The 15,980-nt window shown below is 41.1% G+C and carries 8 protein-coding genes; 7 read left to right on the top strand and 1 reads right to left on the bottom strand.

The annotated features are described in order from the left end of the window. The first annotated feature begins 116 nt into the window (after window positions 1–116). The 5 genes from B045_RS14285 (at window position 117) to dusB (ending at window position 6,875) form a co-directional block, all read left to right on the top strand. Entirely contained in the window at window positions 117–2,312 is a 2,196-nt protein-coding gene (locus B045_RS14285; protein WP_081618592.1) for a TonB-dependent receptor plug domain-containing protein, read from the top strand. A gap of 7 nt (window positions 2,313–2,319) precedes the next feature. Next, complete coding sequence (locus tag B045_RS0104925; RefSeq protein WP_018463163.1) at window positions 2,320–3,225, top strand: DUF4249 family protein; 906 nt, start codon at window positions 2,320–2,322, stop codon at window positions 3,223–3,225. A gap of 167 nt (window positions 3,226–3,392) precedes the next feature. Continuing rightward, window positions 3,393–3,797, top strand: coding sequence for an acyl-CoA thioesterase (locus tag B045_RS0104920; protein ID WP_026234342.1), 405 nt, complete (start codon window positions 3,393–3,395; stop codon window positions 3,795–3,797). A gap of 4 nt (window positions 3,798–3,801) precedes the next feature. Continuing rightward, on the top strand, window positions 3,802–4,932 hold the full coding sequence (gene dprA, locus B045_RS0104915; RefSeq protein ID WP_018463161.1) for a DNA-processing protein DprA: 1,131 nt from the start codon (window positions 3,802–3,804) through the stop codon (window positions 4,930–4,932). Window positions 4,933–5,888: 956 nt separating this feature from the next. After that, a complete protein-coding gene (dusB, locus tag B045_RS0104905) occupies window positions 5,889–6,875 on the top strand; it encodes a tRNA dihydrouridine synthase DusB (RefSeq protein ID WP_018463159.1) in 987 nt (328 codons plus the stop codon). A 183-nt stretch (window positions 6,876–7,058) separates the two neighbouring features. On the opposite strand, the gene B045_RS0104900 is transcribed toward dusB, so the two are convergent. Continuing rightward, on the bottom strand, window positions 7,059–11,066 hold the full coding sequence (locus B045_RS0104900) for a hybrid sensor histidine kinase/response regulator transcription factor (protein ID WP_018463158.1): 4,008 nt from the start codon (window positions 11,064–11,066) through the stop codon (window positions 7,059–7,061). Window positions 11,067–11,269: 203 nt separating this feature from the next. On the opposite strand from B045_RS0104900, the gene B045_RS0104895 reads away from it, so the two are divergent. Both B045_RS0104895 and B045_RS0104890 read left to right on the top strand, forming a co-directional pair. Then, window positions 11,270–14,332, top strand: a complete 3,063-nt coding sequence (locus B045_RS0104895; RefSeq protein WP_018463157.1) for a SusC/RagA family TonB-linked outer membrane protein — start codon at window positions 11,270–11,272, stop codon at window positions 14,330–14,332. Between the two features lie 26 nt (window positions 14,333–14,358). Further along, on the top strand, window positions 14,359–15,927 hold the full coding sequence (locus tag B045_RS0104890) for a RagB/SusD family nutrient uptake outer membrane protein (protein ID WP_018463156.1): 1,569 nt from the start codon (window positions 14,359–14,361) through the stop codon (window positions 15,925–15,927). Window positions 15,928–15,980 lie beyond the last annotated feature (53 nt).

The following is a 15,980-nucleotide window of genomic DNA, read 5'->3' as shown; positions in this document are numbered from 1 at the left end:
TAGAGTATTAGTGAATTCACAATTACGCAAATATATTAACAAGAAAAATAATAAACCCATTGGCAGAGTTTAATTTGCACAAATTAAATTCCGTCAATAGGTAAGCAATAAACAAAATGACATTAAGTAAAACATTAGGTTTGGTTTTAAGGACTAGTTCAAGCTCTTTACCAATATTGGTATTAGGCTTTTTCGTGATTTGTTCTTCTTATACAGATTTGTATGCTCAGAAGACTAAACCGAGAAAAAAGGTGAATGTGATCAATAGGGATAGCACAGGTAATGATTCTAACAGAATATCATACGAACGGAATATCCATGAGGTAGTAGTAACATCGCAGAGAAAGGAAGCAAACATCACTGATACCAGAATGGGTGTGCAGAAGTTGACTGGATCCGAAATACAGAAGGTGCCTGCGCTACTGGGTGAGATAGATGTAGTTAAGGCTATTCAATTACTACCAGGAGTGCAAAGTACGTCTGAAGGAAGTAGCGGATTTAATGTGAGAGGTGGTGGCGCTGACCAAAACTTGATATTGCTTGACAATACAAATATATACAACGCATCACACATGTTCGGTTTCTTCTCTGTATTTAATAATGACGCAGTGAAGAGTGCTGAACTGTATAAAGGTAATATGCCAATAAAGTATGGCGGACGATTATCTTCTCTTTTGGATGTGGAGATGAAGGACGATGCTCCTGAGAAGGTGAAGGGCGCTGGTGGCATTGGACTGATATCTAGCAGATTGACTCTGGAAGGACCCCTTGGTGAGAGAACATCATGGCTAGTAAGTGGCAGACGCAGTTATGCAGATTTGTTTCTGCGCATGTCTTCTGACCCAGAGAAGAGAAAAGAGTATCTATATTTTTATGATTTCAATGCTAAAGTTTCTCATCGTCTGTCAATGACTGACAAAGTGGGACTGAATTTATATAATGGCAGAGACAGGTTTATATCATCTTTTGGCGATATAGGTTATGGCAACTTTGTGGCTTCGGCTTTCTGGAACCATATCTTTTCTGATAAATTGTTTTCTAAGTTGAGTCTGAATTACACCAAGTATAGTTATGATTTAGCGTGGAAGGTTACAGACTCTAGGGCTGAATGGCAATCTGACATTCAGAATTTAGAGGCAAGACTTGACTTCAGCCACACTATATCTGACAAACTGAATCTGCAATATGGTGCTACTACTACATATCACATGTTTAACCCTGCTATGATAACACGTGCAGGATATCCAGACTTCAGGATGAACAAATCGTATGCACTTGAACATACCATCTACTTTGGGGCTGAACAGAACTTAAGTAAGGCGATATCAGTGAACTATGGAGCCAGACTGACGGCGTTTAGAAACATGGGAAAGACACTTCAGTATCACTATGATAATAATTATGATGTATCGGGAGCTACAGAATATGGCAACGGCAAGATATATCATACTTATATAAGACCGGAGTTTAGAGCTGGACTGGTTTACAAACTGAATGAATGGTCGTCAGTGAAGGCGAACTTTACTCATAACACGCAGTTTATCCAGATAGCCAATAATTCTGATTCGGGATCTCCTCTTGACTTATGGTTCCCAGCTAGTCCAAACATCAAGCCGCAGGAGGCTAACCAATATTCGGTGGGTTACTTCAGAAACTTTAAGGATAATGCCATTGAGACTTCTGTAGAGTTCTATTACAAGGGTATGAATAATGTGATAGACTTTAAAGACAATGCACAGATTCTGCTTAATGAAAAACTGGATGGCGATATCAGAACCGGTAAGGGAAAATCTTACGGTATGGAGATAATGGTGAAAAAGAATACAGGACGACTGACTGGATTTGTAAATTATACGTTGGCACATACCGACCGTACGATAGCAGGTATCAATAATGGAAAGACATATTTGGCACCAAACGACAAAACGCATAGCATTAACATCCTTGGAAGCTATGAATTATCTAAAAAGTGGGATGTGTCTGCCGAGTGGATATTCTCTACTGGTACGCCTGTCACCTATCCTACTGGCAGAATGGAGATAAACGGAGAGTATTACCCTATCTATACGGGCAAGAGCCAGGAGCGCAAAGAACCATATCATCGCATGGATATATCTGCCACGTATCATCCACACAAACACCCTAAGAGATGGTACCAGGGAGAGTGGGTATTCTCTGTCTATAATGTGTATTGGCACAAGAATCCGTGGATGACATCATTTGATCAGAACACCGCCGACGGATATCCTCAAGCTAAAATGACTTATCTATTCGGAGCGATACCATCAGTAACTTATAATTTTAAATTCTAATAAGGCAATGAATAAAATAAAATCTATATCAGCGTCTGTAATCGCTTTATTGTTTATTGCGACTATATCTTCATGCACTGAGGATACGACTATAAATACGAAGACTTCGGCTTATGTGCCTGTCATATATGGAACCATAACAAATCAGAACATAAGGCAACAGATACAGGTGAGCAGTTCAAGCGGTTTCTTCGACAAGGAGATAAATAAGCGTATCTCTAAAGCTATCGTTACCTTAAAAGAGGACAGTGGGATGGTTTCTAAATTATATATGCTTACACAGGACTCTGTGGGAAGCGGTATATATGCTACTAAGGACCCAATGATGGGTAAACCGGGATGGAATTATAAGCTATCGGTTGTGATGGACTTTAACAATGATGGCAGCGACGAGGAGTATACAGCAGAGTGTAATATGCCAAAAGCTCTGAAGGTAGACTCGTTTAATATTTCTAAGAAGAAGGTCGGCGAATATACATTATACTCTTTAAATATAAGTGCTCAGGATGATGGAGATGTAGAGAACTATTATATGGGCAAATATAGCATCAATGGCGTGTGGTATAACAAGATCAGTAAGTATATTGCGTTTAACGACGTGAGCCTTAACGGTGAGTATGTAAAGAACCTCTCGGTATGGAACTTTAACGATGTCGCTGATAAGAGTAAATTCAGCGATGATGATGCAAAGGATATGATATTCATGTCATCGGGCGACAGTATGATTGTGGAGTTTAGTAATATTAGCAAGGCATACTATAACTTTATAAATGAATGTGCAAGCCAGAAGAATGGTTCAAACCCTATGTTTGGAGGGCCTCCTGCCAATATCTCTACCAACATATCTAATGGGGCAAGAGGATTTTTCACTGCTTATGCGGTATCGTCAATGTCGGCTAAGGCTCCAGAATAGAAATCTCTATACGAAGCAATATTTAGCAATAAATATCGTTATTATGATAATGATACTATTTCAGAAGTGATGAATGAAAACATTCATCACTTCTGAAGTTAGGTAGTCATTACATAACCAATATAGATGGAATTCAATTTCATCAATGGGTAACGATATAAAAATAAATTATGAAATATATATATGAAACACGCATGGAAGTGCGTGACTATGAATGTGATATAGAAGGCATCGTAAACAACGCTAATTATTTGCACTATACAGAACATACACGACATCGCTTTCTTAAATCTACAGGTCTAAGTTTTGCGAAGATGCACGAACAGGGTGTTGATGCCGTTGTTGCAAGAATGAATTTGTCATTCAAGACACCACTTAAATGCGATGATGAAATCATCTCTCGTATGGGTTTGAAGAAGGAAGGCGTGAGATATATCTTCACTCACGATTTATTCCGTGCAAGCGACGAACGACTCAGTTTCCACGCTACTGTAGAACTTGTATGTCTTATTAATGGTAGACTTGGCAACAGCGAAGACTACGACAACGCTTTTAAGCCATTTATGGAATAGGAGAATGATTGACCAACAAGAAAAATTTAATACCATTGTTCTTTCACGTATAGGATTCTATAATCTTGCAGGAATGCTTGAGATGTATAGACGGGTGGGAAGTGCCACTTCTGTTCTGGAGCATCGTAATGACATCCGAGAGATTGTGCCCGAAGCTTCACCAAAACTTGTTGATGCGTTCAAAGATATCAGCGAACTGCAACGCAGGGTCGAAGAGGAAATGAAATGGGACGACCTGAACAAGGTTAAGATTCTATGTCTCAACGATGAAGAATACCCTAGAAGACTTGCAGAATGTGACGACGCACCGCTTGTATTGTTTTATCGTGGTAACGCAAGCCTCAACAATCAGAAAATCATTAACATTGTTGGTACACGACGTTGCACTGTCTATGGACAGGACATGATAAGAAGGTTTATCATGGATTTAAAACAGTATTGTCCTGATGCTCTAATCGTAAGCGGTTTAGCCTATGGCGTTGACATACACGCACACCGCAACGCATTGCAAAACGGTTTTGAAACCGTTGGAGTTCTTGCTCATGGACTTGACTATTTATATCCCCAAGCTCATAAGGAAGATGCAGCTAAGATGATTAATCAGGGAGGACTGCTCTCTGAATTCATAACATGCACAAATGCCGATAAGATGAATTTCGTGCGCAGAAACAGAATCGTTGCAGGAATGAGCGATGCCTGTATACTTATTGAGAGTGCAGCTCATGGTGGAGGACTCATCACAGCCCGACTTTCACGCGACTACAATAGAGATGTTTTTGCTTTTCCTGGAGCTGTCGGTGCCATGTATAGCGAAGGCTGTAACAACCTGATACGTGACAACGGCGCAAACCTAATTACATGTGCCTATGACATGGTAAAGGCTATGGGATGGGAAAACGGAAAACAACTATCCGAAGCTCGCAGTAAGGGAATTGAGCGACAACTGTTTCCACAGCTCACAGACGAAGAACAGCAAGTGGTGAAAGCACTGCAAAAGGAAAACGATCAACAAATCAACATGCTATGTGTCACAAGTTGTATGGCAATAGGACACCTCACAGCCTTACTCTTTTCAATGGAGATGAAAGGCATCGTGAAAACACTGCCTGGCGGAGTATATCATTTGCTTGGATAGAAAAATTGGTATACAAAAGCAACTAAGTTAAGACTATCAAAAAGACATAATACGCCAAGAAAAATAAATAAAAATTTGAGTAATCATATAGATTCTTAATGCATGAATAATATGAAAAAATTTCTTTCCTATATATTAAGGAGTTACTGCTGGACGGTGATTGCTATTACAATTGGAACATTGATCACGAGTGTTATTACATATTATTGTGCCAGTTCAGATGACAATAAAACCCCATTTTCATCACCAATATTTGTATCGATATTTTGTGGTATTATTTTCCCTATATATAATTTGCCAGTTATTATTGCTTTGTGTAAATACAGATTCACAAAAATAGAAATCATTATAGAAAGTATTTGTTTTGTGAATATCATTACATACATCGATGATATAATAAGATATTTAGTTTCTCCTAGCCTATTGTGGCATCATGAAGTCATTTCCGGAAATGATAATTATACGATCGTATGGTGGTTCGATTCTCCATTCAATATTGTATATGGCATTTGTCTAACTATTATATTGTGTTTGCTCTATATAAAAGTCAAACAGTTTGTAATTAAACAAATTAGCAAAAAGAAAAGTTCGAACATTAACTAATGATAAATCTATTCTGTGTTCGCTGTTTCCCGAATGGGACAAGTATAGCGGAAAAAGAAAAGATTAAAGCAATATTTGGTTAAATCATCTAGATGTAAAAAAATATAAAGGTCGCAGATTTTCCTTAGACTATGTGGATCATTTAAAAGGTTATATACCAGGTATTGCTGCAATCTTATTTGCAATAACATACATAATCGAATTCCTTTTTGATTAGCTACACCTCTTCAATATTATAAATGCTTATGGCAAGAAATCAAACAGACTATGGTTGGTATAAAGGAATCATGAGTAATCCTAATATTTATTATTCGTTGCTAGGATAGAAAAATTGTTGTAACTTTGCACGCTGTATGAAGATAGGAAATATTGATTATGGCAACCGACCTTTGTTTCTTGCTCCTATGGAGGATGTAACAGATGTAGGATTTCGCATGCTTTGCAAGCGATATGGTGCCGCTATGGTGTACACAGAATTTGTTGCTGCAGAAGCCATAGTACGAAGCATTAAGGCTACTCTAAGCAAGATGACTATCAACGACGACGAACGACCTGTCGGTATTCAGATATATGGTCGTGACGTAGAGTCTATGGTAGAGGCTGCTAAGATTGTAGAACAAGTGCATCCTGATGTTATCGACATAAACTTCGGATGTCCTGTTAAGAAGGTAGCTAGTAAGGGTGCTGGTGCAGGTATGCTCAAAAACATCCCTTTGCTACTTGATATCACCCGGAACGTAGTGAAAGCGGTAAATACTCCTGTCACAGTAAAAACAAGACTGGGATGGGACAACGATAATCTTATCATCACCGAACTTGCCGAACAGCTACAGGATTGCGGTATTCAAGCACTTACTATACACGGCCGCACACGTAGTCAGATGTATACTGGTGAAGCAGACTGGACACTGATTGGTAAGGTAAAAAACAATCCAAGAATAAATATACCGATCATTGGTAACGGAGATATTACAAGTCCAGAAGAGGCGAAACGTGCCTTCGACGAATATGGTGTAGACGGCGTAATGGTAGGAAGAGCCACATTCGGCAGTCCTTGGGTATTCAAGGAAATGAGAGAATATCTCGACAACAAGACTGATGACGCTACTCCACTATCCATTGATGACAAAATTGATATTCTAGAAGAGCAACTGAAGATAAACGTTGAACGCATTGATGAATACCGTGGAATCATCCACACAAGAAGGCATCTTGCTTCAAGTCCAATCTTCAAGGGAATTCCAGATTTTAGACAAACACGTATAGCGATGCTGAGAGCCACTAAGGTGGACGAACTGATGGCTATACTCGAAGATTGCAGAAAGTTATTAAAGGAATAATCTTCTCTTTAGCCACTCATGACAAAAGCAATATTATCCTTTCCTCATAATATAGAGGAAAGGATTTTTTTACACTTATTCTTGCATAACTCGCGTATTAGAAAATCATCTATCCGAAGTTCCAAATAGGCCCAGTATTTCGAGAATATCCAAGCCACCCCCATTCCAATATCAAACGAACCATTATTTATAATCACTTGGCGACACTCCAAACTGCTTTTTGAAACTCGTAGAGAAGTGACTGGGCGTGTTAAAGCCAGTGCGATCAGCAATCTCACTCATGGTATAGCAACCCTCACGAATGAGTTCTACAGCGCGGTTCAACTTGTATGTTTTGAAGAACACGCTCGGATTGGCTCCCGTAAGCCCCTTCATCTTGTAATAAAGTTTGGTGCGCGAGATATGGAGCATATCCGTCAAGTGCCCAACGTCAAGCTCAGGATTCGACAGTTCGTTTTCCATGATCTGATACAATTGGTCCATGAAGTTCTTATCCTGAGGAGAAAGAGCTTTTTCATCTATGTCATCGGTTTGTGTAGAGTTGATAAGCAACTGTCTCACCTTCTCTCTGTTCGCCAGTAACGAATGAATCATGGCCAATAGAAGTTTGGGGTCAAACGGTTTGGTTATATAGGCATCAGCCCCAGTATTAAGTCCTTCTACTTGATTTTCGACCGTGGCTTTTGCCGTAACCAAGATTAGCGGAATGTGGCAAAGCTGTAGGTTTTCTTTTATTTCCCGACAAAGTTCGTAACCCGTTTTATCTGGCATGATGACGTCGCTCAGTATCAGGTTGGGTTCATCTTCACTGATAGTTTTATATGCACTCTCGGCATCAAAGCGATAAACCACATTATAATAAGGCACAAGCAACGTCTGCAAATAGTTCACTACCTCTGTATCGTCATCAACAACCAATATTGTTGGCTTGCCATCAGTCAGTGAAGCCGTGTCTATAAGCTGTTCTTCTTGCGGAAGAATCGGAAAGAGCTCCGTCTGTTTATCCTCGGGCAATGCGCGTTCTGCGTCGCTGTAAATTCCTTCTCCTACTGGCAAAGTCAATGTAAACACAGCCCCGGTCTCACCTTGTTTATTACCTGCCACGAGAGTTCCATGGTGCAGTTCAGCGAGCTTTCTAGCATAATAGAGCCCGATTCCAGTGCCCCAATTGAGTTTTCCCTTGGTCTGGTTGTTCAGTTGATAATAGCGTCTGAAGATATTTTCAATCTGATCTTTTGGAATACCCCTACCACTATCAGCCACCGTTACGGTCATATTGCCGTCAGCAACATCAAGACTGACAGCTATCTTGCCGCCTTTGGGCGTAAATTTCATAGCGTTAGAAAGCAGATTATTCATGATCTTCTCCAGTTTATCGGTATCAAGCCACATCAAATATGAGTCTTCAAGACCATAGAGTCGCAGCAGAATACCCTTTTCATCGGCATTAACCTTAAAGATATCACAGATGCGAAGCAACTGGTTGACAACGTCGGTACGTCTCACTTTGAGTTTCAGTGTGTCATTCTCCAGTTTGTTGAAATCCATTAATTGATTGACCAGTTTCAACATTCTCACCACACTTCGCTGAACAATCAGCAGTAGCTTTTTGTTGTCATTCGATATATGACGGTCATCACAAAGCATACCTACTGGTCCAGATATCATAGTCAATGGTGTTCGAAACTCATGAGAGATATTGGCAAAGAAACTCATGTTCATTTTGTTGACACGACATTCCTGTTCTTTTTCCAATTCTGCTTTCCGCACAGCTTCATGCTCTTGGAAGATGCGTTGGCGCAGTCTGTAAAGCTGATAAGCCACTAGCGATGCCGCCAACACATAGAGCAACCATGCCCACCACGTGTTCCAAGGAGCTGAAGCCACGATTACTTCAATCTCATTTTCAGCCGTGAATTCATCATTTCCCTTACTCTTTCCCCTCACTTTCAGTGTATAATGCCCAGCAGGAAGGTTGGCATAAAAGGCTTCATGACTGTTGCCTGACTCGACCCAGTAGTCATCGAAACCTTCCAAACGATAGGAATAACTGGCGCGTTCGTAATCTCCATAAGCCAAAGCAGCAAACGAAATACTAAAACTATTTTGGTCATACTGCAAATGAATCTCAGGCTTGTCTTCCAGATTTCGGGCGATGCAGTCGTCGGTTTCGGGCGAGATAACCTCGTTGTGTACCTTCAGTATCTCGAAGACCAAAGGTACACTCTGACGTGCATACACCTTTTCGGGACTGAAAATCGTGAGTCCATGCGTACCACCAAATACCATTCGCCCATTGGGCAAGAGGCATGCAGCACGGTCGTTGAACTGATTTCCACCGATGCCATCGGTAGCATAATAGGACGTAATGGCACCCGTGAGGGCATCTATCTTATTGAGTCCATTCATAGTGCTTACCCAAATATTACCTTTCCGGTCGGCTTCGATGGCCGAAATATCCTTACATGAAAGTCCATCAACGCGCTTGGCATATTGATGGTCGGGGCTAATGCGCATCAATCCGTTAGTGACGGTACCCACATAAACATCGCCTTTTGGGTCTTCATAAAGATCGGTGGGTATAAAAGAGGAACGAGGTAGGCAGCGTTTCCAATCCTGTAGATTCACATTCCATTTACGAGCTTCCATTGACAAGGGATTCACTTCCACGAGTTCTTGCCCGAAAGCCGCAGTCAGGACACGGTCGTTTCGAAGCTGAAGGGCACAAGGCATGAAGATAAACGTAGCTGGATAGAGTGTGCAAGGCTTCAGCACACCATCGGGCATAAAGGCATAAATTTTATTAGATGCAGTGGTTGCCCAGACAATACCATGACTTCCCTGCATCAGCGACATAACAAAAGGAACTTGATAGCGTTTCTCTATCACCAACCTACTGCCGTCATAGCGCATCCGAATAACCTCCAAGCCATTTCCTATCCACAGTTTTCCGCAGCTATCAACAAGCAAGCTCCCTATTTCACTACGTCGATCGTGTGTATCAAGTCTGGCTAAGGTCAAGGGCTTCAGCACTCTATTCTGCATGTTATATACCATCAAGCCACGCATTTTCGTTGAAATAAATAAATTTCCACCACGATCTGCCGCCAGAGCCAGTACCGACTGATGTCCCACAGCCTGAACCAAGAAGTGGTTGGCATTGAAACATTTGTTGTACTGATAGTTCACACTGTAGCCCTGATCAGAGGAGCCCATCCAGAGATTGTTGCGAGAATCTTTGAAGAGACGCGTCACCTTAAAGCTCGGTTCATCAAAAGGGAAACCAGGATGTCCCTGAGCTGTCAACAGTCTAACTTTGCTATCATAATAGAAAAGGCCATTCTGCGCCGTACTGATTAATAGACCACCTTTGTTATAGGGATGAATGCAGTAAACTTGATCGTGACTGAATACAGGATTAGAAGCAATGGCTGAGGAAATATGTTCAAAGGTTTTTGTTTCAGTGTTATAGAGCATTATACCATTACCTGCACACAACCAGAAATATTTACCATCCTGAAGATAGGTATATAAAGGGTTAAATCCTTTAGGGAAAGCTATTGAATCGGTTATTTTGAGCGTATGGTGATCGAAGCAGCGAAGGCTATTCAAATTAGCTACCCATATATTTTCATATCTGTCCACATGGATACTACCCATGAAATTTTTATGAGGGTCTAGATGAGAAAGTCGCTTAACAAAGCGATTCTTTTGTCCGTCATATTCCAAGAGGCTACCGATGTTATAGATAAAGATACGATTTTGCGGCGTCACGAGCAATTGCACGATGTTCCGATTATCGTCGTCAATGGGAATACGCTCAAAGGTATTGCGGTCGGTATAACGGCAAATACCATTCACTGTTGATACCCAAAGGCGGTTATTTTTGTCTTTTGCCACGCCCGAAACATTATTGTCAGGCAGTCCAAGCGAGTCATCAGTGCAGAAATATTGATAATATTTGTTGCCGTCAAACTTATTCAAACCACGAAAAGTAGCTATCCATATATGCCCATAAGCATCTTCTGCAAACGCTTTGATATTGTGATTAGAGATCTCATCTGCAACAACCATAGCATGGTCTTCATCAACCAGTGCTGTTTTCTCCTTGTTTTTTCCACACGAAAAAAGAAGCAATGCAATGCCGATTCCTACAAAAGATTGAATGGTCTTAGATTTAAGTGTCTTCATGTTAACTGTTTTTAGCCGGCACAAATATACGAATAAAGCCTTCACATACAAAGGATTCACTGATATTTTTGAACAAATATGTAAACATTTGAACATGAGGGAAACCGCATTTGAACAAAAGTGAAAAACAAAAGAATAATAGAAAAAGCCACTATCAAAATTGTGTTATATCTTTGCAACCGTAACAATTTAATACTACTAACATGGAAAAAGTTAAATCTATCAGGTTACTAACCTTATTTCTTTTGACAATTATGTGCCTGCCTACATGGGCACAGGAACTCATGAATGTTTCCGGTCGTGTCGTGGATGACACACAAGAACCAATGATTGGCGTAAGCGTTGTCGAAAAAGGAACGACAAACGGTTCCGTAACCGATCTTGACGGAGTTTTCAAACTAAGAGCACACAAGGGGGCAACGCTTGTTATCTCTTACATCGGTTATGCCACGCAAGAGGTCAAGGCCGGACAAAATCTAAAGATAGTCATTAAGGAAGACTCTAAAATCCTCGATGATGTAGTCGTTGTCGGTTATGGTATTCAGAAGAAAAGTTCGGTAACAGGCGCTATTTCTCAAGTGAAAGCCGAAGATATAGAAAACCGAACCATCACCGATGCAAAGCAGGCTTTGCAGGGAAAGACAGCCGGAGTGCAGATTGTTTCGTCTTCTGCAGCCCCAGGTTCAAGCCCTACCGTACGCATTCGTGGCTTCTCTTCAAATGTAAGCTCAGAACCTCTTTATGTTGTAGACGGTGTTCGGATGAGCGACATCAGTGGCATTGACCCGAATGATATAGCATCAATGGAAATTCTCAAAGACGCAGCCAGTGCTGCTATCTACGGTGCAGAAGCAGGAAATGGTGTCGTTTTGATTACTACCAAAAAAGGAAAAGCAGGCGAAGGTCGTATCAGTTACAGTTTCCAATACACAGGGCAGTCGCTCGCACGTGTTCCCAAGATGCTGAATGCAGAAGAGTATATCCAGTATATGACGGAAGGTAACACCTTTACTAAAGACTATCTGTCAGCCAATTGGGACGGAAAGACAGACACAAGATGGACAGATGTGGCTTTTGAAGATAGCAAAATGATGAAACACAACCTTGCCTTCATCGGCGGAAGTGACCGTGGTAATTATTATCTCTCACTCTCTTATCTTAACAACGACGGTATTGTAAAAGGCGATGCTGATACCTATCAACGACTCACTGCTACCATCAACTCTGAATACAAAATTAAGAGCTGGCTTAAGGTTGGTACAACTAACCAGACTGAAAAATACAATGTACGCCAGGTCTCTAGTAATAGTGAATATGGTTCTCTGCTTACTTCTGTAATGATGCTTGACCCATTGACACCTGACACCTATGCCAACGGCGTACTTCCCTTCCACGTACAGAACGCTTTGAACAACAAAAAACATCTCCTTACTGATGCCAATGGAAATTATTATGGAATTTCCAACTTTTATTCAGGCGAGCAATATCACCCAATGATTATGCGTGATAATAATTTGGCTAGGAACAGTGGCTTCAACATCAATGGGTCTATATATGCAGACTTCACCCCTATTAAGGGCTTTACCTTTACATCTCGCTTTGGTTATCGACTAGCAGGAACCCGCAGTAGCACTACTAATCTGCCGTTCTACGGTAATGGTGTACAAAGTAGAGATTACGTTAGCCAAAGCAATCAAAGTTCAACATCAATCTATTATCAATGGGAAAACTTTGCCAACTACATAATGAGTCTAGGCAAACACAATATCAACACGATGGTCGGCATGTCATATCAGGAATCAACCTATGACTATGTTCAGGGAGGACTCAACGCTAACGGAGAAGATGCACTACTCAAAAACGACCCTCTTTTCTATTATCTGAATTTTGCATCAGCCTCAGCTGTTAAGAGTGTTGCTGGCGAAAAGACCCGCACTGCAAAGCTCTCTTACTTTGGACGTTTGAGCTATGATTATGCAGGCAAATACTATGCACAATTCTCTCTGCGCGCCGATGCTGCCGACCTTGCCCTATTGCCCAAGAACACTCGTTGGGGATATTTTCCTGCTGCCTCATTAGGTTGGACTGTATCTGAGGAAAAGTTCTTTGCGCCTTTACGCAACACCGTAAACAGTTTAAAGCTGCGCGCCAGCTGGGGACAGAATGGTAGTCTTTCAGCTTTAAGCGGATATTCATATAGTACCGACATGACACAGTCTGGACTTTATCCTTTTACCAGTGGAATAAATTATCTACGTGGTGTCAGTCCATCTACAATGGGCAATGATAACCTTAAATGGGAGACTTCTGAACAAACCGACATTGGTCTTGATGTCTATGCTTTCAACAGTAGACTAAACTTCAGTATGGACTATTTTAACAAAAAGACTAAAGATCTTTTGATTTGGAATACCACCCCATCTCTTGAGATTGGCGGTAACACATCACCAATCAATGCTGGAAATGTATCTAACAAAGGTTTTGAATTTGAACTAGGATGGCGTGATCATATCAAAGACTTCAGCTATGGAATTCGTGCAAACCTTGCTACTATTAGTAACAAAGTGACTTATATTGACCCTTCTATCACTCGTCTTGCAGGTTCTACATTCCACACATACACTGTGACCTATTTTGAACAGAACTATCCTGTTTACTATTTCCGTGGCTATAAATTTGCAGGAATCGATCCCAAAACGGGTAATCCAACCTTTGAGGATTTGGACAAGAGCGGCAATATCAGCGATGGAGACCTTACTTATATCGGTGATGCTATCCCAGAATTTACTTATGGTTTAACGCTTACGGCAGCTTACAAAGGCTTTGACCTCACAATATTCGGTACAGGTTCACAGGGTAACGATATATTCAACTGCATTAACCGCCCAGACTATGCAGCTAGTAATAAACAGAAAGAACTTTTCTATACCGACAGATGGACAGTTAATCATACCACCGCAACCCAGCCACGTGCTGGTGCAGCTAATATGGACAAGTATGCTTGCTCAAGCGCAATGGTATTTGATGGATCTTATTTCAAGATTAAACAAATACAGTTAGGCTACACATTACCAAAGAAATGGATAAGCAAAATTGCTGTCAGCAATGCACGTGTTTATCTATCTCTTGATGACTTCTTTACCTTTACTAAGTATAAAGGATTCGATCCTGAGGCTTCTGCTAACGCAACATCAGGCATGGGCATTGATAAGGGTGTCTATCCCATGTCAAAGAAATTCGTCTTAGGCTTCAATATAGACTTTTAACTAACCCTAACAAATAAAGAATACTTATGAAAAAATCATATATTTCCCTTTTGATCATAGCCAGCTTAGGACTTGGTATGACAAGCTGTGAAGATAGACTCGACATTGCTAAGCACGGCAATATGGGTGGTCAAGAAACATTCTATAAGACTGATGAGCAAGCTGATCAAGCCCTCACATCGCTCTATGTCAGTTTCCGAAGTAATTACTACAACTGGTTTTTCCTTAAAAACCTACTGTCAGACGACGTTTGGTGCGGAGGAGGATCACGCGGAGACAATGCCGAAATGGAGAAACTCAATGAATATACCTTTGGCACCGATCACAGTATGGTGCAGGCAGAATACACAAATCTATATGGTATTATTTATAAAGCCAACTTAATTATTGATCAGGTATCCCCTAATACCAACAATATGAAGCGCGACATTGCTGAAGCATACTTTTTCCGTGCATGGGCCAACTTTGAGTTGGTCACACTTTGGGGTACAGCGCCCGTAGTAGACCATCTTTTACAACCTAATGAATATCGCCCTGGCAACTCGACTCAACAGACCCTCTGGACAAACGTTGAAAACGACTTAAAGGCAGCAATCAATTCAGGGGTTTTGCCATCTAAAAAAGATGTAAACGACCGAGAAACAGGAATCCGCATCACCGAAGAGACTGCCGAAGCCTATTTAGGCAAAACCTATCTGTTTGAAGGTAAATATGCCGAAGCTGCACAGATGTTCGAAAAAGTGATTCAATCTGGCAAATATGCACTCTATACTGGCGAATATGACCTACTACTCCATGCAATCAACAACAACTGTTGCGAAAATATGCTTGAAGCACAATTACGCAACGACTCTGAACAGGCATGGAATCAGATGACTATGCTCTATCTGATGCAAGGTTGGCGCACCGACAAATTGCTTTACAGCGGACAAGCCTCAGGCGAAATTGCCACAGGAACATACGGTTTCATGAACCCACGCAAGAGCCTTTACGACGCATTCGTGGTTGAAGAGGGCAAAGATGGATACCGTCTTAACAGTACTCTACGCACCTACGACCAGATGAAAGCTTATGGCATCAGCATTATGCCAGGTGCCTACCTCTATGGAAATGAAGGCTACTTCATGTGGAAGACACGCCCGTTAAAGGCCGACTGTATCATGGATGCACCTTATTTTCAGGCTCTCCAATATTCTGACATGCGTGTCATGCGTTATGCCGAGGTACTACTAATGGCTGCAGAGGCCAATCTTCAAGCTGGGAATCAGGAAAAAGCCCTTGATTATGTCAACCAGATCCGCAAACGTGCAAAACTGGCCCCTCTTTCTAACGTTACACTTCTAGCTATCAAGAACGAAAAAAGACTTGAGCTGTGTATGGAGAGCGTTCGCTATCAAGACCTGGTCCGCTGGGGAGATGCCAAGGAGACACTAGGCAAACAGGGAGCACAGATTCCTTCACTCACAGCAAATGGCATACAATGGAACTATAAAAACGATACTTACGGGTATCAAGAGCGCAACAAGCTTTTACCAATACCTTTGAAGGAAACAGAGCTTAACCCGAATATTTCACAGAATGAAGGTTGGAAGTAAATCAAAGCAAACTATCAGTGAACATGTCTGGAACAAGAAAAACTTCTTTCACA

The sequence above is a fragment of the Segatella paludivivens DSM 17968 = JCM 13650 genome (assembly GCF_000373185.1).
Taxonomy (GTDB): domain Bacteria; phylum Bacteroidota; class Bacteroidia; order Bacteroidales; family Bacteroidaceae; genus Prevotella; species Prevotella paludivivens.
This window is presented reverse-complemented; position numbering and strand designations above follow the sequence as displayed.

Coding starts and splice junctions, on each gene's coding strand:
- B045_RS14285 (WP_081618592.1), top strand. CDS start 117: ATGACATTAAGTAAAACATTAGGTTTGGTTTTAAGGACTAGTTCAAGC.
- B045_RS0104925 (WP_018463163.1), top strand. CDS start 2,320: ATGAATAAAATAAAATCTATATCAGCGTCTGTAATCGCTTTATTGTTT.
- dprA (WP_018463161.1), top strand. CDS start 3,802: ATGATTGACCAACAAGAAAAATTTAATACCATTGTTCTTTCACGTATA.
- dusB (WP_018463159.1), top strand. CDS start 5,889: ATGAAGATAGGAAATATTGATTATGGCAACCGACCTTTGTTTCTTGCT.
- B045_RS0104900 (WP_018463158.1), bottom strand. CDS start 11,066: ATGAAGACACTTAAATCTAAGACCATTCAATCTTTTGTAGGAATCGGC.
- B045_RS0104895 (WP_018463157.1), top strand. CDS start 11,270: ATGGAAAAAGTTAAATCTATCAGGTTACTAACCTTATTTCTTTTGACA.
- B045_RS0104890 (WP_018463156.1), top strand. CDS start 14,359: ATGAAAAAATCATATATTTCCCTTTTGATCATAGCCAGCTTAGGACTT.